Raw genomic sequence first — 21,191 nt, forward strand, 5'->3', positions numbered from 1 at the left:
CGGCTGGTGGAGCCGTTGAAGATGACATCGGTCATCGACTCGCCGCGCAAGTTCTTGGCCGAGCTCTCGCCCATCACCCAACGCACGGCGTCGATGATGTTCGACTTGCCGCAACCATTGGGCCCGACCACCGCCGCCATGTTACTGGGGAAGTTTACCGTGGTCGGGTCGACGAAGGATTTGAACCCCGCCAGTTTGATGCACTTGAGCCGCACGCTTAAGCGACCGTCAGGGCAGAGACCACCAGATCGCAGCTGCGCTGGGCATACGCCGTCAGCACCACGCGGATCTGAGGAAAGTCACGAGCCAGCACGGCAGCGAGCAAGCGTTCGAACAGCTCGAGAAACTCGCTCATCGAGGCCTTGCGCTGATCCAGCGCGAGAAAATACGCGCGGCTCATGGCCGGCTGCAGATTCTCGACGGTTTCCTGCAAGTACGGGTTGTTGGCGAACGGATAGGCGGCGCGCATCACACTGAAGCTGTCGTCGACGAACGTGCGGATGTCCTGGCGTTCGTAGCTGGCGGTCAGGCGCTGCTGGATCTCCACGAACGGCGCCATGTCGGCCTGGACTTGCCAGCCGTTGGCCACGGCGTTGCCGAGCAAAATGTACAACTCGCTCATCAGCGTGCACAGGCTTTGTACCTTGTGCGCCGTGAGTTCGGTCACGTGGGCACCACGTCGCGGCAAAATCGCGATCAAGTGGCGGCGCTCAAGGATCAGCAAGGCTTCACGGACTGAACCGCGGCTGACATTGAGGGCCAGCGTGACCTTCTGTTCCTGGATGCGCTCCCCCGGCTTCATTTCGCCGCGAATGATACGTTCGGCGAGGTGGTGAGCGATTTGCTCGGCGAGGCTGTCCGGCGCCTTGAACGTCATGGTTGTCCTTCAAACTCTTCGATCTGCACAAGCGGCGCAGTGTAGCGCAATTGATGGGTCATGGCGGAGTGCCCACCCAGCGGTTTTTGGCACGATTCAAGCAAAAGGCAAGCTACCTCTAGAGGGTCAATAATGAAGAAACGAGTTGTTGATCGACAAAACGCTATTTCCTGACCTTTAAGTCAGAAAATCATTGACCGAAAAGTCAGACCTGATAAATTCGGCTCATGTCGGTAAACAACAATAATGAGTTTGCGAGGCCTTCCGTGATCCAGTTTTTACTAAACCAGGAACTCCGTAGCGAGCACGCCCTGGACCCGAACCTGACCGTGCTCAACTATCTGCGCGAACATGTGGGCAAACCCGGCACCAAAGAAGGCTGCGCCAGCGGTGACTGTGGCGCCTGCACCGTGGTGGTCGGTGAGCTGCAGACGGACGACGATGGCCGCGAACACATTCGCTATCGCAGCCTCAACTCGTGCCTGACGTTCGTCTCCTCCTTGCACGGCAAGCAACTGATCAGCGTCGAAGACCTCAAGCACCAGGGCGAGCTGCACAGCGTGCAAAAAGCCATGGTCGAGTGCCATGGCTCGCAATGCGGTTTCTGCACGCCGGGCTTCGTGATGTCTCTGTTCGCGCTGCAAAAGAACAGCGACGCACCCGATTCTCATAAAGCCCACGAAGCCCTGGCCGGCAACCTCTGCCGTTGCACCGGTTATCGGCCGATCCTGGCCGCTGCCGAGCAATCATGCTGTGGCAAACAACCCGACCAATTCGATGCTCGCGAAGCGGAAACTATCGCTCGCCTGAAAGCCATCGCCCCCACCGATATCGGCGAACTCAACAGTGGCGACAAGCGCTGCCTGGTGCCGCTGACCGTGGCCGATCTGGCCGACCTCTACGACGCTTATCCACAGGCCCGTTTGTTGGCCGGGGGCACTGATCTGGCGCTGGAAGTCACCCAGTTCCACCGCACCTTGCCGGTGATGATTTACGTCGGCAACGTCGCCGAAATGAAACGCATAGAACGCTTCGACGATCGCCTGGAAATCGGCGCCGCCACCGCCCTCTCCGACTGCTACGACGCCTTGAAGGCCGAGTACCCGGACTTCGGCGAATTGCTGCAGCGCTTCGCGTCCTTGCAGATCCGCAACCAGGGCACCCTAGGCGGCAACATCGGCAACGCCTCGCCGATCGGTGACTCACCACCGCTGCTGATCGCCCTCGGCGCGCAGATCGTCCTGTGTAAAGGCGAAACCCGCCGCACCATGGCGCTGGAAGATTACTTCATCGATTACCGGGTGACCGCGCGCCAGGAAAGCGAGTTCATCGAAAAGATCATCGTGCCGCGCGCCAGCGTTGAACAACTGTTCCGCGCCTACAAGGTTTCCAAGCGTCTGGACGATGACATTTCCGCCGTTTGTGCCGCGTTCAACCTGCGCATCGACACCGGAGTGATCGCCGACGCCCGCGTTGCTTTCGGCGGCATGGCGGCCATTCCAAAACGCGCCAAAAACTGCGAGGCCGCCCTGCTCGGTGCGCCGTTCAACAACGCCACCCTCGAACGCGCCTGCGCTGCATTGGCCGAAGACTTCACGCCACTCTCGGACTTTCGCGCCAGCAAGGAATACCGCCTGCTCAGCGCGCAAAACCTGCTGCGTAAATACTTCATCGAACTGCAAACACCGCACATCGAGACTCGGGTGACCGCTTATGTCTAATCATCACGCTGTAGAGAAGACCCAAGCCGAACTGGCTGAATTGTTCGCCAAGGACCTGACCACCGGTGTCGGCCGCAGCGTCAAGCACGACAGCGCCGACAAGCATGTGTCCGGTGAAGCGCAGTACATCGACGATCGGCTGGAATTTCCCAATCAGTTGCACGTTTACGCACGACTGTCGGACCGCGCCCACGCGAAAATCATCAGCATCGACACCAAGCCTTGTTACGCCTTCGAAGGCGTGCGCATCGCCATCACCCACGAAGATGTACCAGGCCTGAAAGACATCGGCCCGCTGTTGCCGGGCGATCCATTGCTGGCCATCGATGACGTGCAGTTCGTCGGTCAACCGGTACTCGCCGTCGCAGCGAAAGACCTGGAAACCGCGCGCAAAGCAGCGATGGCCGCGATCATCGAATATGAAGATCTGGAACCGGTTCTGGACGTGGTCGAAGCGCTGCGCAAACGCCATTTCGTGCTCGACAGCCACACCCACCAACGTGGCGATTCGGCCACTGCGCTTTCTACTGCCGAACATCGCATCCAGGGCACGCTGCACATCGGCGGCCAGGAACACTTTTATCTGGAAACCCAGATATCTTCGGTGATGCCGACTGAAGACGGCGGCATGATCGTTTACTGCTCGACCCAGAACCCCACCGAAGTGCAAAAACTGGTGGCCGAAGTTCTGGACGTGTCGATGAACAAAATCGTCGTTGATATGCGCCGCATGGGCGGTGGTTTTGGCGGCAAGGAAACTCAAGCGGCAAGCCCGGCGTGCCTGTGCGCGGTGATCGCGCACCTGACTGGTCAGCCGACCAAAATGCGCCTGCCGCGTGTCGAAGACATGCTGATGACCGGCAAGCGTCACCCGTTCTACGTCGAGTACGACGTGGGCTTCGACAGCACCGGTCGCTTGCATGGCATTGCGCTGGAACTGGCCGGCAACTGCGGTTGCTCACCGGATTTGTCGGCATCGATTGTCGACCGCGCGATGTTCCACGCCGACAACTCGTACTACCTGGGCGACGCGACCATCAACGGTCACCGCTGCAAGACCAACACCGCGTCGAACACCGCTTACCGTGGTTTCGGCGGCCCGCAAGGCATGGTCGCCATCGAAGAAGTGATGGACGCGATTGCCCGGCATCTGGGCCTCGATCCGCTGGCCGTGCGCAAGGCCAACTACTACGGCAAGACCGAGCGCAACATCACCCATTACTACCAGACCGTCGAGCACAATATGCTCGAGGAAATGACCGCCGAACTGGAAGAAAGCAGCCAGTACGCCGAGCGTCGCGAAGCGATCCGTCGCTACAACGCCAACAGCCCTATCCTGAAAAAAGGCCTGGCGCTGACCCCGGTGAAATTCGGTATCTCCTTCACCGCCAGTTTCCTCAACCAGGCCGGCGCACTGATCCACATCTACACCGACGGTAGCATCCACCTGAACCACGGCGGCACTGAAATGGGCCAGGGTCTGAACACCAAGGTTGCGCAAGTCGTGGCTGAAGTGTTCCAGGTGGAAATGGACCGCGTGCAGATCACTGCGACCAACACCGACAAGGTGCCGAACACCTCGCCAACCGCTGCTTCGAGCGGCGCCGACCTCAATGGTAAAGCGGCGCAAAACGCGGCTGAAATCATCAAGAAACGCCTGGTGGAATTCGCCGCGCGGCAATACAAGGTCAGTGAAGAAGACGTGGAGTTCCACAACGGTCACGTTCGGGTCCGCGATCACATCCTGACGTTTGAATCGCTGATCCAGCAGGCGTATTTCGCTCAGGTGTCGCTGTCGAGCACCGGCTTCTACAAGACCCCGAAAATCTACTACGACCGCAGCCAGGCGCGGGGTCGGCCGTTCTACTACTACGCCTTCGGTGCAGCCTGCGCCGAGGTGATCGTCGACACCCTGACCGGCGAGTACAAGATGCTGCGTACCGACATTCTTCACGATGTCGGCGACTCGCTGAACCCGGCGATCGACATCGGTCAGGTCGAGGGCGGTTTCATCCAGGGCATGGGCTGGCTGACCATGGAAGAACTGGTGTGGAACAACAAAGGCAAACTGATGACCAACGGCCCGGCCAGCTACAAGATCCCGGCGGTGGCAGACATGCCATTGGACCTGCGGGTGAAGCTGGTGGAAAACCGCAAAAATCCGGAAGACACGGTGTTCCATTCCAAGGCCGTGGGTGAGCCGCCGTTCATGCTTGGCATCGCCGCGTGGTGCGCGATCAAGGACGCCGTGGCCAGTTTGGGCGACTACCAGCATCAACCGAAAATCGACGCACCGGCGACCCCGGAGCGGGTGTTGTGGGGCTGTGAGCAGATGCGCCAGTTGAAGTCTTTGAAGCCTGTTGAGGCTGAAGTCGAGTTGGCTTCGCTGTAAGACCGAGGTGCGGCCTTCGCGAGCAAGCCCGCTCCCACAAGGGAATTGTGAACACCAATCCAATGTGGGAGCGGGCTTGCTCGCGAAGACGGCCGAACAGACAACAGAGATGTCGAGGTGAAACATGTACAACTGGATCGACGCCCTCGCCGACCTGCAAACCCGGGGCGAACCCTGTGTGTTGGTGACCATCATCGAAGAGCTCGGCTCGACGCCGCGTAATACCGGCTCGAAGATGGTCATCAGCGCCACGCAAACATTCGACACCATCGGTGGCGGGCATCTGGAGTACAAGGCCATGCAGATCGGCCGCGAGATGCTGGCCAGCGGCCGACAGGACACCCATCTGGAACGCTTCAGCCTAGGCGCCAGCCTGGGCCAGTGCTGCGGTGGCGTGACCGTATTGCTGTTCGAACCGATGGGCCAGGTCCAGGCGCAGATCGCTGTGTTTGGCGCCGGCCACGTCGGCCGGGCGCTGGTGCCGCTGCTCGCCAGCCTGCCCTGCAGGGTGCGCTGGATCGACTCGCGGGAAGCTGAATTCCCCGATCAGATCCCCCATGGCGTGCGCAAAATAGTCACTGAAGAACCGCTGGATGAAGTGGATGACTTGCCCGCCGGCAGCTACTGCATCGTCATGACCCACAACCACCAGCTCGACCTTGAACTCACCGCCGCGATTCTCAAGCGCAACGACTTCGCCTACTTTGGCCTGATCGGTTCGAAGACCAAACGGGTGAAGTTCGAACACCGCCTGCGTGACCGCGGCTTCGACAGCACCGTGCTGCAACGCATGCGCTGCCCGATGGGCATTGGCGAAGTCAAAGGCAAGTTGCCTGTGGAAATCGCCATCTCCATCGCCGGCGAAATCATCGCCACCTATAACGCGAATTTCGGCCAGCACACCGCCAGCGCCGGATCATCGATCGCCAAACTGCTGCCTGCTTCACGCCGCAGCCAAGCTTTGAACTGAAAGCTTCGAACTGAACAGCTTCGAACTAATTGAGAACGCTCATGCCCCTGACTCGCAAAGCCTACCGCGCCGCCATTCTGCACAGCATCGCCGACCCTGCCGAAGTGGGTATCGAAGCCTCGTACGAGTATTTCGAAGACGGCCTGCTGGTGGTCGATAACGGCCAGATCAGTGCCATCGGCCACGCCAGCGAATTGCTGCCGACCCTGCCGGCCGACATCGAGATCACCCATTATCAGGACGCGCTGATCACCCCGGGCTTCATCGACACCCACATCCACCTGCCGCAAACCGGCATGGTCGGCGCCTATGGCGAACAACTACTGGACTGGCTGAACACCTACACCTTCCCCTGTGAAAGCCAGTTCGCCGACAAGAACCATGCGGACCAAGTCGCGGACATTTTCATCAAGGAACTGCTGCGCAACGGTACCACCACGGCCCTGGTGTTCGGCAGCGTGCATCCGCAGTCGGTGAACTCGTTCTTCGAGGCCGCCGAACAGCTGGACCTGCGAATGATTGCCGGCAAGGTGATGATGGATCGCAACGCGCCGGACTACCTGACCGACACCGCCGAATCGAGCTACGTCGAAAGCAAGGCGCTGATCGAGCGCTGGCACGGCAAGGGTCGCTTGCACTACGCGGTCACTCCGCGTTTTGCACCGACCAGCACCCCGGAACAACTGACCCTCGCCGGCCAGTTGCTCAGCGAATACCCGGATCTGTACATGCAGACCCACATCAGCGAAAACCTCAAGGAAATCGAGTGGGTCAAGGCGCTGTTCCCGGAGCGCAAGGGCTACCTGGATGTCTACGATCACTACCAATTGCTCGGCGAGCGCTCGGTGTTCGCTCACGGCGTGCACCTGTGCGACGACGAGTGTGCGCGGCTGGCGGAAACCGGCTCGGCGATCGCCTTCTGCCCGACCTCGAACTTCTTCCTCGGCAGCGGTCTGTTCAACCTGCCAATGGCCGAGAAGCACAAACTCAATGTCGGCCTCGGTACCGACGTCGGTGGCGGCACCAGCTTCTCGCTGCTGCAAACCCTGAACGAAGCCTACAAAGTCATGCAACTGCAAGGCGCGCGGCTGAGCCCGTTCAAGTCGCTGTACCTGGCCACCCTCGGCGGCGCCCGCGCACTACGTCTGGAAGACAAGATCGGTACCTTGCAGCCGGGCACCGACGCGGACTTCCTGGTGCTGGACTACAACGCCACGCCACTGCTCAGCTATCGCCTGAAACAGGCCAATAACATTGCCGAGACGTTGTTTGTATTGATGACGCTGGGGGATGACCGGACTGTTCTGCAGACGTATGCGGCGGGGAATCTGGTGCATCAGCGTTAAGCTATTCCGGGCAAAAAAAATCCCCCGCAATCGTTGGTTGCGGGGGATTTTTTTGTGTTTTTGAGGCCGCCTTCGCGAGCAAGCCCGCTCCCACATTTGAACTGCGCTAGCCACACATTGTGTGAACACAGCAGATCCAATGTGGGAGCGGGCTTGCTCGCGAAGGGTTCGACGCGGTGCCCCTGAATCACATCAGAATTTGGCGACAGGCCGCCCAGGCTTCTTGGTCTGCAACAAATGCGAAAACACCGCATGCAAATCATCCGACGCACTTTCTTCGTCAAGGTTGAGTTTGCTGTCGATGTGGTCCATGTGATGCATCATCAGGTCCACCGCCAGCGTCGCGTCCCGCGCTTCGATGGCGTTGATCAACTGAGTGTGTTCATCGTAGGAACAGTGGGAACGGTTGCCGCTCTCGTACTGGGCGATGATCAACGAAGTCTGGGACACCAGGCTGCGCTGGAAGCTGATCAGCGGCGTGTTTTTCGCCGCTTCGGCCAGCTTCAAGTGAAATTCGCCCGACAGACGGATTCCGGCACCACGATCGCCCCGGGAGAAACTGTCGCGTTCGTCGTTGACCATCTGCCGCAAGTCGGCAATCTCCTCGGCAGTGGCATGCTGAACCGCCAATTCAGTGATCGCCCGCTCCACCAGACGCCGGGCCATAAACACCTGACGGGCCTCATCGACACTCGGGCTGGCCACGACAGCACCGCGATTCGGTCGCAGCAACACCACGCCTTCATGGGCCAGACGCGACAGCGCGCGGCGAATGATGGTGCGGCTGACCCCGAAAATTTCCCCCAGCGCTTCTTCGCTCAACTTGGTGCCGGGCGCCAGACGCTGTTCGAGGATAGCCTCGAAGATATGCGCGTAGACAATATCGTCCTGGGTACCGCTGCGGCCGGCTTTGCCTGCTCGCGGTTGTTTCTTGAGGGGTTGCAACTGTTCGTTCATGGGCACTCGAGTCGGGAGAACTGCGGCGAATTGACCGTGACTGTAATACGGCACAGTGGGTCGCTGGCAAGTATCGCGTAAAAAACACCGCGATTGTACACAATGGAAGGTGGCAACACGACTGTACGGCTGTTTGTCGCCCTCGCTGTATTGCAACGACCGGTTACTTTTCAGTTTAGGCTTGAACGCAGAATCCGCAGCCTGAACACAATCCCTTGTGGGAGCGTGGCTTGCCCGCGAAGGCGCCGTGTCATTCAGCATTGATGTCGACTGACACTACGCCTTCGCGGGCAAGCCACGCTCCCACAGGGTTCAGCGTCGCTTCGGACATCTTCATGTATAAGGAACAACGCTGTCATGACCGACGCCACGCACACGCAGCTTCGCCCTCTGACTGACACATCACCCTCGGCCATCGTCGCCGGGTTCATTGCCATGATGACCGGCTACACCAGTTCACTGGTGCTGATGTTCCAGGCCGGGCAAGCAGCGGGCCTGACCAGCGGGCAGATTTCGTCGTGGATCTGGGCGATCTCTATCGGCATGGCGGTATGCTCGATCGGCTTGTCCTTGCGCTACCGCACCCCGATCACCATCGCCTGGTCGACCCCCGGCGCGGCGTTGCTGATCACCAGCCTTGGCGGTGTCAGCTACGGCGAGGCGATTGGCGCCTATATAACTTGCGCGGTGCTGGTGACCCTCTGCGGCCTGACCGGCAGTTTCGAACGGCTGGTGAAAAAGATTCCGGCCTCATTGGCGGCGGCGTTGCTGGCGGGAATTCTGTTCAAAATTGGCAGCGAGATTTTCGTCGCCGCCCAGCACCGCACTGCGCTGGTCCTGGGAATGTTCTTCACCTATCTGGTGGTTAAACGCCTGTCGCCGCGCTACGCCGTGCTCGCCGCGCTGTTGATCGGCACTGTGCTGTCAGGATTTATGGGGTTGCTGGATTTCAGTGGCTTCCATCTGGAAGTCGCGACACCGGTCTGGACTACACCGCATTTCTCCCTGGCCGCGACCATCAGCATTGGCATTCCGCTGTTCGTGGTGGCGATGACCTCGCAGAACATGCCGGGTATCGCCGTATTGCGCGCCGACGGCTACAACGTGCCAGCCTCGCCACTGATCACCACCACCGGCATTGCCTCGTTGCTGTTGGCGCCCTTCGGCTCCCATGGGATCAACCTGGCCGCCATCAGCGCGGCAATCTGCACCGGGCCGCATGCCCATGAGGATCGTAACAAGCGCTACACGGCCGCCGTCTGGTGCGGGATTTTCTACGGGATTGCCGGGGTGTTCGGCGCGACGCTGGCGGCGTTGTTTGCCGCACTGCCTAAAGAGCTGGTGCTGTCGATTGCCGCGCTCGCGCTGTTCGGCTCAATCATCAATGGGTTGAGCATTGCCATGGCGCAAGTGCAGGAACGGGAAGCAGCGCTGATTACCTTTATGGTCACGGCATCGGGGTTGACGCTGTTTTCCATCGGTTCGGCGTTCTGGGGGATTGTGGCGGGGGTGTTGACGTTGGTTATCTTGAATTGGCGTGGAGCCTAAAAGATCGCAGCCTCGTTTCACTCGACAGCTCCTACAGGGCAACGCATTCGATGGTAGGCGCTGTGTAGGAGCTGTCGAGTGAAACGAGGCTGCGATCCTTTGATCTTCAAAAAAAACGGCGACCCTTGGGTCGCCGTTTTTTAGAACATCAAGCTACCGGATTGATCGGCTTTTCCGGGTACCAGACGTCGATCAGCGGGCTGACGGTTGCTTCGGTCAGTTCGCTGCGGCCTTTGAGCCAGGCTTCAACAGCGGCACGCTGCTCTTCGGAGACCGAGCCACGCTTTTGCAGGCAAACCAGACCGAAGTCGTCGCCGCCAACATAGCCCAGACCGTTGGCTTCCATGGCTTCTTTCAGGAACGCGTCGAGGAAAGCATCAATGGCTTCATCAGCCAAATCTTCTTTGAAATCCAGGTTCAGTTCGAAACCCAGCTCTTGAAATTCATCGACGCACAGTTTTTTGCGCAGACGCTGGGAACGGTTAGTCGCCATTGGAACAATCCTCAAAAGTATTAACGGGCCGCACTTTAGCAGTTTAAGGCGCCGATTGCCCGTCTCAGAATGCCGCAACACCTACCGCCGGTAAAAAAATAGCGGATTAGACGACCGGGGTACGGCACAAGCTGTTGCACCTTGGGGCATAATGCCGACACTTTCATGACCGCTGAGGGAATTTATCTCCATGCCCTCGTCTTTTTTCCCCTCGGCTGTAGGGTTTTATTTCAAATGATCAAATCTTTGCGTCCATTGCTGCTGGCCAGCCTTCTTCTGCCCCTGGCCCTCCCCGTTTCCGCCGCCTCGATCAACACCGCCCTGTCGCCCAACGTCGAAAAGGCCCTCAAGGCCAGCAAACTGCAAGACAGTGCCCTGTCGCTGGTGATGATCCCGCTTAACGGCCCGGGCACCCCAACCATTCATAACGCTGATGTTTCGGTTAACCCGGCCTCGACCATGAAGCTGGTGACCACGTACGCCGCGCTGGAAATGCTCGGCCCGAACCACCAGTGGAAAACCGAGTTCTACACCGACGGCACCCTCAGCGGCGGCATCCTCAACGGCAACCTCTACCTCAAGGGTGGCGGCGATCCGAAGCTCAACATGGAAAAGCTCTGGCTGCTGATGCGTGATTTGCGCGCCAACGGTGTGACCCAGGTCACCGGCGACCTGGTGCTGGACCGCGGCTTCTTCGTGCAACCGCAACTGCCTGAATTCAATGACGACGGCAACGACGATAACAAGCCGTTCCTGGTCAAGCCCGACGCGCTATTGGTCAACCTCAAGGCCCTGCGCTTCGTGGCCCGCAACGACTCGGGCAAGGTCCTGGTGTCGGTCGAGCCACCGATTGCCAGCATCCGCATCGACAATCAGGTCAAGGCGCTCAACTCCAAGCAATGCACCGGTGGCGTGCGTTACAACCCGGTGCCCCAGGCTGATGGCAGCGTCACCGTGACCGTTGGCGGCCAGTTGGGCGAAGGCTGCAGCTCCCAGACCTATCTGTCGCTGCTCGACCACGCGACCTACACCGCTGGCGCTGTGCGGGCGATCTGGAAGGAATTGGGCGGCAGCATCCAGGGCCAGGATCGTCTGGCACCGACGCCGAGCAACGCCAAGGTGCTGGCCCGGGCCTACTCGCCAGACCTGGCGGAGATCATTCGCGACATCAACAAATACAGTAACAACACCATGGCTCAGCAGTTGTTCCTGAGCCTGGGCCAGAAGTTCCGCACGGATGCCGACGGTGATGATGCCAAGGCAGCCCAGCGCGTGGTGCGTCAGTGGCTGGCGAAGAAAGGCATCACTGCGCCACACCTGGTGATGGAGAACGGCTCCGGCCTGTCCCGCGCCGAGCGCGTGAGTGCCCGTGAAATGGCCGCAATGCTGCAAGCCGCCTGGCGCAGCCCGTATTCCGCCGAGTTCATCAGCTCGATGCCAATTGCCGGCACCGACGGCACCATGCGCAAACGCCTGAAGACCACCGCGATGCGCGGTGAAGCCCACGTCAAGACCGGCACCCTGAACACCGTGCGCGCCATCTCCGGCTACAGCCGCGACATCAATGGCAATACCTGGGCGGTGGTGGCGATCCTCAACGACAAGGCACCGTTTGGCGCCTCCTCGGTGCTGGATCAGGTACTGCTGGACCTGTACCGCCAGCCGAAATTGCCGGAAACGGCTTCGGTGTTGTAACCCGATCGTCCAGACACTGGAGATCAAAAATGTGGGAGCGGGCTTGCTCGCGAATGCGGTGTGTCATTCAGCATTAATGTCGACTGATACACCGCATTCGCGAGCAAGCCCGCTCCCACAGGGTCCGCATGCTGTCTTAGCTCATCTGCCCCTCAACCCGATCCCTTCCCGCCTGCTTCGCCGCATATACCCCTGAGTCCGCCCGCAACAGCAGCGCATCCGCGCCCTCTCCGGCCCGCCAACTGGCAATCCCGAAACTCGCGGTGACGATCCCGACCTCGTCGATCGGCGCACTGCGCAACCCTTGCCACAACTCCACGGCCAGCACATGAGCCTGTTCGCCGTCGATATCCGGACAGAGCACCATGAACTCTTCACCGCCCAGGCGACAGAACACATCGGTGCGCCGCAAGCGACCGCCAATGCGCTCGCACACGGCCTGCAATACCCGATCACCCACGGCATGACCGTGCTGATCGTTGATGCGTTTGAAGTGATCGATGTCGAGCATGATCACCGACAACTCGCCACCGCCGCGCTCGACCCGAGCCATTTCGGTGGTCAGGCGCTCCTGGAAGTAGCGACGGTTATGGATCCCGGTCAGGGAGTCGGTCACCGACAGTGCGCGCAATTCCTCTTCCACTCGCTTGAGGTCGGAGATGTCGGAAATGTAGCCATGCCACAGAACACCGCCACCAGGCAGTTCCTCCGGCGTCGCTTCGCCGCGGACCCAACGCAGACCGCGCTCAGGCAATTGCACGCGGTACTCTTCACGCCAGGGGCTGAGGGTGTCCGCCGAGGCCAGGATCGAAGCGCGGACCCGGCGCGTGTCCTGAGGATGAATCCGCGCGAACACCGCTTCGGCGTTGAGCAACAGCACCTCCGGCTCGAGTTCGTAGATATCGCGCATACCGTCGCTGGCGTAGATCACGCTGAAGCGCCCATCGAATTCCATCTTGAACTGGTAGATCCCGCCGGGCACATGGGCGCTGAGTTTCTTCAACAACAGGTCCCGTGCCGCCAGGGCTTCGTGGACGCGCTTGCGCTCGGTGATGTCGATACAAATCGCCAGGTGCCCGACCCACAAGCCTTGCTCGTCGAGTACCGGGGTCGCCAGCATGTTCACCGTCAAGTGACTGGCGTCGTGGCGCACCAGCGTCCACTCACGGGCTTCGTGACCGCCCTCTTCCCCGCCTTCGACCAGCATCGCCTGACACGTCGGGATGGGCTTGCCATAGCGCGCGCTCAACTCGGCCGAGCGCGCTTCGAGTTCCCGGGGCAGGTGCAGGCTTTCCAGGGTCATATGGCCTACGACCTGAGCACTGGTGTAACCGAGCATTTGCTCTGCACCGGCATTGAAGGTGCTGATCACCCCGCGCAAGTCGGTGGCGATGATTGCCACCTGAGTCGCGGCATCCAGCACACCGCGCAACTGGCCATGCGTGCCGCGTAACTCTTGCTCACGGTCGTGAAGTTCCCGGGTCCGCAGCTCCACCATTTTCAGCGCTCGCTGGCGCTGGCTGACCAACACATAGAGAAACACACTGAGCAGCAGGCTGAGCAAACCGCCGAGTACCACCAGACTGGCCACCGAGGAATGGTTGGCTTTCAGGAACGCGGCGCTGGGACGCATATCCACTTGATAATCGTGGTCGGCCAGACGTAGCAAACGCGTGGAGGACAAGCCACTGGCCCCTGCCGTGTTGGTCGACTCGTACAATACTTCGTGCTGATCCGCGGTGGACAAATCGAGGATACGCACCGAGAGAGAGTCCTGATTCCCTTCCGGCAGCCCGTCCGCCAGCAGCTGACGCATGCTGATCACCGCCATGACATAGCCGGCGGGCGCAGCATTGGGGATGTTCTGATGGATGACCGGAGTCACTAGCAACACGCCCCGCGAATAGGCGGGCTCGATGCCTACCAGATGCAACGGTTGCGACACGGCCATACGGCCATTGCGATCGGCGCGTTCCAGGGTCGAACGGCGCAGGGGCTGGGCCAGCAGGTCGTAACCCAGCGGCGTGGGCAGTCGGCTTTGGGTTTGGGTGTAGAGCACGGGCACGTACTCATCTCGCAAGCCGGCTAGTTGCAACTGACCATCGGCGTTGAGTTCGCGAAAGGTGAAATCGCTCAATCCCTCTGCGCTCACCGCGCGTTCAAGTAGCGGTCGTTCAGTGCGGGAAACCCGAGGGGCCCAGGAGTAGGCCTGGGTGCGACGCAAAAGAGGTTTGGCGTAACCGTCAAATTCCTCGCGGGACACCGATTCGGAATTGACGAAGAACCGACGCAGGCCGTCAAGGCGCTGCTCCTGATCTTCGAAACGTTCTTCGATACGGCTGTAACGTTCACTGGCGAGCAGCTGGAAACGTTGCCGCAATTGCTGATGAAACTGATTGAACGTCGCCCAGGCCAGCAATCCCGTGAGAACACCGCCGACAAGCAATGCCAACAGTGCGACCAGCCAGGCCGAAACATCTTCGCGGATAAAACCCAGGATCTTGGGGCGCACGGCGTGCAGCGACATAGATACAACTCAAAACGCCAGGTGCCGGAAAAGCCCATTGGCCATGCATTGAGTTATAGCTATTAGCCACTAATTTGACCAGCACTGAAAGAACCCAAGAGCCTTTAAAAATCAAGGCTCTGGATCCAATCAGGCTCAAGTGTCAGCGTGCAGTGATCTTCCAGGCACGATGGATCTTGCCATTACGGGCGAAATCCGGATCGATGGTCTGGGCGGTGATTTCTTCAACGGCATAACGCTCGGTGAGGTTTTCCTCAAGCGTGAACTTGCGGAAGTTGTTGGAGAAGTACAACACCCCGCCCGGCGCCAGACGAGCCATCGCCAAGTCGATCAACTGCACCTGATCACGCTGCACGTCGAAGATCCCTTCCATGCGCTTGGAGTTGGAGAAGGTCGGCGGGTCGATGAAGATCAGGTCGTACTCGTCACGGCAGGCATCGAGCCAGACCATCACATCGCCCTGTTCCAGACGGTTTTTGTCGGAAAAACCGTTCAGCGACAGGTTGCGACGCGCCCAATCCAGATAGGTTTTCGACAGGTCGACGCTGGTGGTGCTGCGCGCACCGCCCTTGGCTGCATGAACGCTGGCGGTCGCGGTGTAGCAATACAGGTTGAGGAAGCGCTTGCCGGCCGCCTCTTTCTGGATTCGCATGCGCATCGGCCGGTGGTCGAGGAACAGCCCGGTGTCGAGGTAGTCGGTGAGGTTCACCAGCAGCTTCACGCCGCCTTCGTTGACCTCATTGAACTTGCCCTGTGCGCTCTGGCGTTCGTACTGCTTGGTGCCGCTCTGACGCTCGCGACGTTTGACCACCACGCGGTTCTTGTCGATGTTCAGCGCCTGCGGGATCGCCGCCAAGGCATCAAACATCCGTGCCGAGGCTTTTTCCGGATCGATGGATTTCGGAGCGGCGTATTCCTGAACGTGGACCCAGTCGTGATACAGGTCGATGGCCATGGAATACTCCGGCATGTCGGCATCGTAGACGCGGTAGCAGTCGATGCCTTCACGCTTGACCCACTTGCCCAAAGCCTTGAGGTTTTTTTGCAGACGGTTGGCGAACATCTGCCCGCCTTCGCTCAAGCGCGGTTGCTCGATCACCACCGGGGCCGGCTTGATCGGGTTGCCGTTCTTGTTGTACTTCTCGTATTTGCCCGGTGCTTCGATGTTCGATGGAGCGTCGGATTCGGCCTGTTCGCGCTCGATCTGGCGCTGTTCCGGAGTGCGACGCTCGCCGGTGACAAACTGGTCCGGCGTGACCTTGATCAGCAGCAATTTGCACGGCAAGGCGCCGTTCCAGAACGAGTACTGCTTGTGGCTGCGGATGCCCATGCGCTTGCCCAGGTCCGGGGCGCCGGTGAACACCGCCGCTTCCCAGTTCAGGCACGCCTGACGCAGACGTTCGCCGAGGTTCTGGTAGAGGTAGAGCAGGCTCGCCTCATCGCCCAGACGCTCGCCGTACGGAGGGTTGCAGATCACCAGGCCTTTCTGGTTCTGGTCCGGACGCGGCTCGAACGTCGCGACTTCGCCCTGGTAGATCTTGATCCACTCGCTCAGGCCGGCACGTTCGACGTTATTGCGGCCCGGTTGAATCAGGCGCGGGTCAGCTTCGTAACCGCGAATCCACAGCGGTGGCTTGGCCAGGCCAGCTGCGGCGCGTTCGGTGGCTTCTTCGTGAAGTTTTTTCCACAGCGCCGGCACGTGACCGAGCCAGGCGGTGAAGCCCCACTGCTCACGACGCAGGTTCGGCGCCATGTCGGCGGCGATCATCGCCGCTTCGACCAGGAACGTACCGACACCGCACATCGGGTCAGCCAGTGCGCCGCCATCGGCGGCAATCCGTGGCCAGCCGGAACGGATCAGAATCGCCGCCGCGAGGTTTTCCTTCAGCGGCGCCGCGCCCTGCTGCAAGCGGTAGCCACGCTGGTGCAGGCTGTGACCGGACAGATCGAGGGACAAAATCGCTTCGCCACGGTCCAGACGCAGGTGAATGCGCAGGTCCGGGTTGAGCTTGTCGATGGATGGACGGTCGCCCTGGGGGGTGCGCAGTTTATCAACGATCGCATCCTTGACCTTCAAGGCGCCGAAGTGCGTGTTATCAATGCCCGAACCGTGACCGCTGAATTCGACGGCCAGGGTGCCGTCATTGAGCATGTGGTCTTGCCACTCGATATCCAGCACGCCGTGGTAGAGGTCTTCGGCGTCTTTCATCGGGAAGCGCTTGAGCACCAGCAGCACGCGGTTCGCCAGACGCGACCACAGGCACAGGCGATAGGCGGTTTCCATGGTGGCCATGCCGCGCACAGCCGAGGTGTGCTCACGTGCTTCCTCAAGGCCAAGCCCGACGGCTTCCTCGATGAGCAGGCCTTCAAGGCCTTTGGGGCAAGTGAGGAAGAGTTCGAAACGATCGGACATGGTAATTCCAGAGCCTTTAGCTAAGTGAACCGGCAACGCATTGCCGATCCGGTTTTCAATCAGGCGTTTTTCTAACAGAACGCCCGCGTGGCACGAAGGTGTGCCGTCCCACCCTGACTGCTCGGGTTAAAAGAGCTTAGATGCCAGGGCAGATAAAAAAGTTGATGCAACAAAATGTCATAAGTCGACCCTTCGTCGAATAGTCCCCAAGTGAACGGGTGTCATTCTCGTTAAAGGCCTCAACCCTCTCATCCCGCGCAGGGCCGATCATACCGGGCTTTGGCCAATGAACACGGGACAAATATCGTGTTACTTATGGCCATAGCATCTTTATGGTTACGTTCTTATGACAAAACGATCATTCCCTCGGTGTGACGCATTGGTTAGAACTCAACTCAGGTTGACGTCGCAACGGCGTCAACACCTTGGCTCGCGACGCCGGCAGCGAGCCGCCAACGGCAGGATTTTTCTGCCTGACCTCGATTGAGGTCGACGCGATAAAAACAGTCAACAAGTGAGGGAAACACCCTATGAGAAGACTTAAGCGTGATCCGTTGGAAAGAGCATTTTTGCGCGGATATCAATATGGCGTTGGTGGTAAATCCCGTGAGCTTTGCCCTTTTACTCTACCGTCGGTACGCCAAGCCTGGATCAATGGCTGGCGAGAAGGACGCGGCGACAACTGGGACGGTATGACCGGCACTGCGGGAATCCACAGACTCAACGAACTTCACGCCGTCGGCTAATACAGGGCACACACTCCGACACGACAATCTGATTACGCAACGACTTAACCACGCACGTCCCATCCGGACGGCGGGCTTCGGCCCAGGGGCTCCTTCGAGGAGCCCTTTTTTATGCCTGCATTGCAGACCGAACACGATCCCCTGTAGGAGCTGCCGAAGGCTGCGATCTTTTGATTTTGTTTCTCGGCGATCCGTGCGAGAACAAAAAATCAAGATCAAAAGATCGCAGCCTTCGGCAGCTCCTACCGGGATTTAGCGCAGGGCCGCTATGGCATCCACCGATTCACGAATCAGCGCCGGGCCTTTATAGATAAAGCCAGAGTAAATCTGCACCAAACTCGCACCCGCGGCGATTTTCTCAGCCGCGTGCTTGCCTTCGGTGATGCCGCCCACGGCAATGATCGGCAAGCGACCGGCCAGTTCCGCCGCCAGGACCTTCACAGTGTGAGTGCTCTTGTCGCGAACCGGTGCGCCAGACAACCCGCCCGCCTCGTCACCATGCTCCATGCCTTCGACGCCAACGCGGCTCAGGGTGGTGTTGGTGGCAATCACCGCGTCCATCCCGGTTTCGATCAACGCTTGAGCGACTTGAACGGTTTCTTCATCAGTCATGTCCGGCGCGATCTTGATCGCCAACGGAACATGCTTGCCGTGACGCAGGGCCAGTTCCGCCCGGCGGGTGGCCAGGTCGGCGAGCAATTGCTTGAGCGAATCGCCGAATTGCAGGCTGCGCAGGCCCGGGGTATTCGGTGAACTGACGTTGACCGTCACGTAGCTGGCGTGGGCATAGACCTTGTCCAGGCAAATCAGGTAGTCATCGACCGCACGTTCAACCGGGGTATCGAAGTTCTTGCCGATGTTGATGCCCAGCACGCCCTTGTACTTGGCCGCCGCCACGCGAGCGAGCAAGTGATCGACGCCGAGGTTGTTGAAGCCCATGCGGTTGATGATCGCCTCGGCGTCCGGCAAGCGGAAAATCCGTGGTTTCGGGTTGCCCGGTTGCGGTCGCGGCGTAATGGTGCCGATTTCGACGAAACCGAAACCCAATTGGGCAAAACCATCGATCGCCGCACCGTTCTTGTCCAGACCGGCCGCCAAACCCACCGGGTTCGGGAACTCCAGGCCCATGACCGTTACCGGCAGTTTCGCCGGCGCCTTGCACAGCAAGCCGTTAAGGCCCAAACGCCCGCCCGCGCCGATCAGGTCCAGGGACAGATCGTGGGAGGTTTCCGGGGAAAGTTTGAACAGCAGCTGACGGGCCAGGGTGTACATGGGCAGGCTTGACTCGGTTGGCGATGAGAGGCGGCGATTATAGCCGCGCATCGGGTCCACAGGCGAGGCGCGCAACAAAATCAGCCGGCGATGGCATATGCCTTGCACCAATTACAGGCATCAGCACTCATGCCAACGGCGGGATGAGTGGAAGGACAATGGCGTCGTCACCCGGCTTTGCCCACGCAAGGGCCTTGGGACGACGCTTTTTTTTGGAAGGTGCGAAATCGATGAACGAACCATCAGCCGGCCCTCTGGCCTGGGTCAACGGCAGCGATGCCCCGGAAAAGACTGAAATCAACCTCGGCTTCATGGCCCTGAGCGACTGCGCCTCAGTGGTAGTCGCCGCCACTCAGGGCTTTGCCCAACCTTATGGCCTGACTCTGAACCTCAAGCGCCAATCGTCCTGGGCCAACCTGCGAGACAAACTGGTCAGCGGCGAACTGGACGCCGCCCACAGCCTGTACGGCCTGATTTACGCCGTGCACCTGGGCATCGGCGGCGTAGCCTCCACCGACATGGCCGTGCTCATGGGCCTGAACCAGAACGGTCAGAGCATCAACCTCTCCCACGGCTTGCAGGCCCTGGGTGTGACCAGTCCTGAAGCACTCGATCGTCACGTGCACCAAAGTCGCCCAAAACTGACCTTCGCCCAGACATTTCCTACGGGCACCCACGCCATGTGGCTGTATTACTGGCTCGCGAGTCAGGGCATTCATCCGTTGCAGGATGTCGACAGCGTGGTGGTGCCGCCGCCGCAAATGGTCGCTCACTTGCAAGCCGGGCGCATCGACGGTTTCTGCGTCGGCGAGCCGTGGGCGGCCAGTGCGGTACAGCAGAATCTCGGGTTTACGATGGCCACCAGCCAGACCCTGTGGCCCGACCACCCGGAAAAAGTCCTCGGCTGCACCCGCGCCTTTGTCGAGCAATACCCCAACACCGCACGGGCATTGGTGATGGCAATCCTCGAAGCCAGCCGATTCATCGAAGCCAGCCACGAAAATCGCCACAGCACCGCGCAACTGTTGAGTGCGCCGGAATATCTGGATGCACCGCTCGATTGCATCGAACCGCGCTTGCTCGGTGACTACGCCGACGGTCTGGGGAATCGCTGGCAAGACCCACACGCCATGCGTTTCCACGGTGGTGGCGAGGTCAATCTGCCGTATTTGTCCGACGGTATGTGGTTCATGACCCAGTTCCGGCGCTGGGGTTTGTTGCGTGACGACCCGGATTACCTCGGCGTGGCCCGTCAGGTCCAGCAACTAGACTTATACCGTGAGGCCGCCACTGCTGTCGGTGTGCCCGCCCGGAGTCAGGAAATGCGCAGCAGTCAACTGATCGACGGCAAAGTCTGGGACGGCTCGGACCCGGCCGGCTATGCCCGCAGCTTCACGCTGCACGCCATGAGCGACAGCGCTCCCCTTCTCGCCAGCCGCTGACAGGAGCCTGCGAATATGTTGCGTATCCTGCTGATCAATGACACTGCGAAAAAAGTCGGGCGCCTGAAGGCGGCTCTGACCGAAGCCGGGTTCGAGGTCATCGACGAGTCCGGCCTGACCATTGACCTGCCCGCGCGCGTCGAAACGGTGCGTCCGGACGTGATCTTGATCGATACCGAGTCACCGAGCCGCGATGTGATGGAGCAAGTGGTGCTGGTGACCCGTGACCAACCACGGCCGATTGTGATGTTCACCGACGAGCACGACCCCGACGTGATGCGCCGCGCGATCAAGTCCGGCGTCAGTGCCTACATCGTCGAAGGCATTCACGCACAACGCTTGCAGCCGATTCTCGACGTGGCCATGGCGCGCTTTGAAAGCGACCAGGCCCTGCGCGCGCAACTGCACGCCCGCGACCAGCAACTGGCCGAGCGCAAGCGCATCGAGCTGGCCAAGGGGCTGCTGATGAAGATGAAGGACTGCAACGAAGAACAGGCCTACACCCTGATGCGCCGCCAGGCCATGAGCCGACAGCAGAAGCTGATACAGGTGGCGGAGCAGATCATTGCCATGAGTGAACTGCTTGGCTGAAGCCCTGCTGTGAATGATCTATCGCCTTCGCGAGCAAGCCCGCTCCCACATTTGATTTGTGTCGAACTTCAATGTCGTGAACGACGCAATTCCCCTGTGGGAGCGGGCTTGCTCGCGAATGGCCACAACGCGATCTCACGTGTTGGCACAAATCTCGCTAAGTAAATCGCTGCAAGGTAACCAACGGCGGTTGCCCCACCT

16 protein-coding genes are annotated in these 21,191 nt (G+C 59.9%); 9 read left to right on the forward strand and 7 right to left on the reverse strand.

Translation table 11 applies throughout. The annotated features are described in order from the left end of the window. Window positions 1-215, reverse strand: a 215-nt coding sequence (locus PMI36_RS07805) for an AAA family ATPase (RefSeq protein ID WP_007943786.1), incomplete at its 3' end; no start/stop codon positions are given. Between the two features lie 2 nt (window positions 216-217). Further along, window positions 218-877, reverse strand: a complete 660-nt coding sequence (locus tag PMI36_RS07800) for a GntR family transcriptional regulator (RefSeq protein WP_008074060.1) — start codon at window positions 875-877, stop codon at window positions 218-220. 266 nt (window positions 878-1,143) lie between these two features. Here PMI36_RS07800 and xdhA point away from each other — a divergent pair, with 266 nt between their 5' ends. The 4 genes from xdhA (at window position 1,144) to guaD (ending at window position 7,306) form a co-directional block, all read left to right on the forward strand. Next, window positions 1,144-2,598: a xanthine dehydrogenase small subunit gene (gene xdhA / locus PMI36_RS07795; RefSeq protein ID WP_008074061.1), complete on the forward strand. Its 1,455-nt coding sequence runs from the start codon at window positions 1,144-1,146 to the stop codon at window positions 2,596-2,598. After that, window positions 2,591-4,990 carry a xanthine dehydrogenase molybdopterin binding subunit gene (xdhB, locus tag PMI36_RS07790; protein ID WP_008074063.1) on the forward strand — a complete coding sequence of 800 codons (2,400 nt, stop codon included), beginning with the start codon at window positions 2,591-2,593 and terminating at the stop codon, window positions 4,988-4,990. The genes xdhA and xdhB overlap by 8 nt, the downstream gene beginning before the upstream one ends. Before the next feature lie 124 nt (window positions 4,991-5,114). After that, window positions 5,115-5,960, forward strand: coding sequence for a xanthine dehydrogenase accessory protein XdhC (gene xdhC, locus PMI36_RS07785; RefSeq protein WP_008074064.1), 846 nt, complete (start codon window positions 5,115-5,117; stop codon window positions 5,958-5,960). A gap of 41 nt (window positions 5,961-6,001) precedes the next feature. Continuing rightward, entirely contained in the window at window positions 6,002-7,306 is a 1,305-nt protein-coding gene (gene guaD / locus PMI36_RS07780; RefSeq protein WP_008074067.1) for a guanine deaminase, read from the forward strand. A 192-nt stretch (window positions 7,307-7,498) separates the two neighbouring features. Here guaD and PMI36_RS07775 read toward each other — a convergent pair whose 3' ends face one another. Further along, complete coding sequence (locus PMI36_RS07775) at window positions 7,499-8,263, reverse strand: GntR family transcriptional regulator (RefSeq protein ID WP_008074069.1); 765 nt, start codon at window positions 8,261-8,263, stop codon at window positions 7,499-7,501. Window positions 8,264-8,620: 357 nt separating this feature from the next. Between PMI36_RS07775 and PMI36_RS07770 the strand changes: the two genes are divergently transcribed. Beyond that, window positions 8,621-9,811 (forward strand): benzoate/H(+) symporter BenE family transporter, encoded by a 1,191-nt coding sequence (locus tag PMI36_RS07770; RefSeq protein WP_008074079.1) that lies wholly within the window; start codon window positions 8,621-8,623, stop codon window positions 9,809-9,811. A 148-nt stretch (window positions 9,812-9,959) separates the two neighbouring features. On the opposite strand, the gene PMI36_RS07765 is transcribed toward PMI36_RS07770, so the two are convergent. Next, on the reverse strand, window positions 9,960-10,304 hold the full coding sequence (locus tag PMI36_RS07765) for a YggL family protein (RefSeq protein WP_007896965.1): 345 nt from the start codon (window positions 10,302-10,304) through the stop codon (window positions 9,960-9,962). A gap of 234 nt (window positions 10,305-10,538) precedes the next feature. On the opposite strand from PMI36_RS07765, the gene dacB reads away from it, so the two are divergent. Then, window positions 10,539-11,999 (forward strand): D-alanyl-D-alanine carboxypeptidase/D-alanyl-D-alanine endopeptidase, encoded by a 1,461-nt coding sequence (dacB, locus tag PMI36_RS07760; protein ID WP_008074080.1) that lies wholly within the window; start codon window positions 10,539-10,541, stop codon window positions 11,997-11,999. A gap of 136 nt (window positions 12,000-12,135) precedes the next feature. Here dacB and PMI36_RS07755 read toward each other — a convergent pair whose 3' ends face one another. Further along, the gene (locus PMI36_RS07755; protein WP_008074081.1) at window positions 12,136-14,526 is read right to left on the reverse strand and encodes a sensor domain-containing diguanylate cyclase; all 2,391 of its coding nucleotides are present in this window, start codon (window positions 14,524-14,526) and stop codon (window positions 12,136-12,138) included. A 142-nt stretch (window positions 14,527-14,668) separates the two neighbouring features. Then, the gene (gene rlmKL / locus PMI36_RS07750) at window positions 14,669-16,939 is read right to left on the reverse strand and encodes a bifunctional 23S rRNA (guanine(2069)-N(7))-methyltransferase RlmK/23S rRNA (guanine(2445)-N(2))-methyltransferase RlmL (protein ID WP_008074082.1); all 2,271 of its coding nucleotides are present in this window, start codon (window positions 16,937-16,939) and stop codon (window positions 14,669-14,671) included. A gap of 530 nt (window positions 16,940-17,469) precedes the next feature. On the opposite strand from rlmKL, the gene rmf reads away from it, so the two are divergent. After that, the gene (gene rmf, locus PMI36_RS30885; RefSeq protein WP_003223300.1) at window positions 17,470-17,685 is read left to right on the forward strand and encodes a ribosome modulation factor; all 216 of its coding nucleotides are present in this window, start codon (window positions 17,470-17,472) and stop codon (window positions 17,683-17,685) included. 252 nt (window positions 17,686-17,937) lie between these two features. On the opposite strand, the gene PMI36_RS07745 is transcribed toward rmf, so the two are convergent. Continuing rightward, window positions 17,938-18,957 carry a quinone-dependent dihydroorotate dehydrogenase gene (locus PMI36_RS07745; protein WP_008074083.1) on the reverse strand — a complete coding sequence of 340 codons (1,020 nt, stop codon included), beginning with the start codon at window positions 18,955-18,957 and terminating at the stop codon, window positions 17,938-17,940. Between the two features lie 230 nt (window positions 18,958-19,187). On the opposite strand from PMI36_RS07745, the gene PMI36_RS07740 reads away from it, so the two are divergent. Both PMI36_RS07740 and PMI36_RS07735 read left to right on the forward strand, forming a co-directional pair. After that, window positions 19,188-20,399, forward strand: a complete 1,212-nt coding sequence (locus PMI36_RS07740; RefSeq protein WP_008074084.1) for a CmpA/NrtA family ABC transporter substrate-binding protein — start codon at window positions 19,188-19,190, stop codon at window positions 20,397-20,399. A 15-nt stretch (window positions 20,400-20,414) separates the two neighbouring features. Beyond that, window positions 20,415-20,990: an ANTAR domain-containing response regulator gene (locus tag PMI36_RS07735; RefSeq protein WP_007896978.1), complete on the forward strand. Its 576-nt coding sequence runs from the start codon at window positions 20,415-20,417 to the stop codon at window positions 20,988-20,990. Window positions 20,991-21,191: the final 201 nt, after the last annotated feature.

Source organism: Pseudomonas sp. GM79 (assembly GCF_000282495.1).
In the GTDB taxonomy this organism is placed as follows: domain Bacteria; phylum Pseudomonadota; class Gammaproteobacteria; order Pseudomonadales; family Pseudomonadaceae; genus Aquipseudomonas.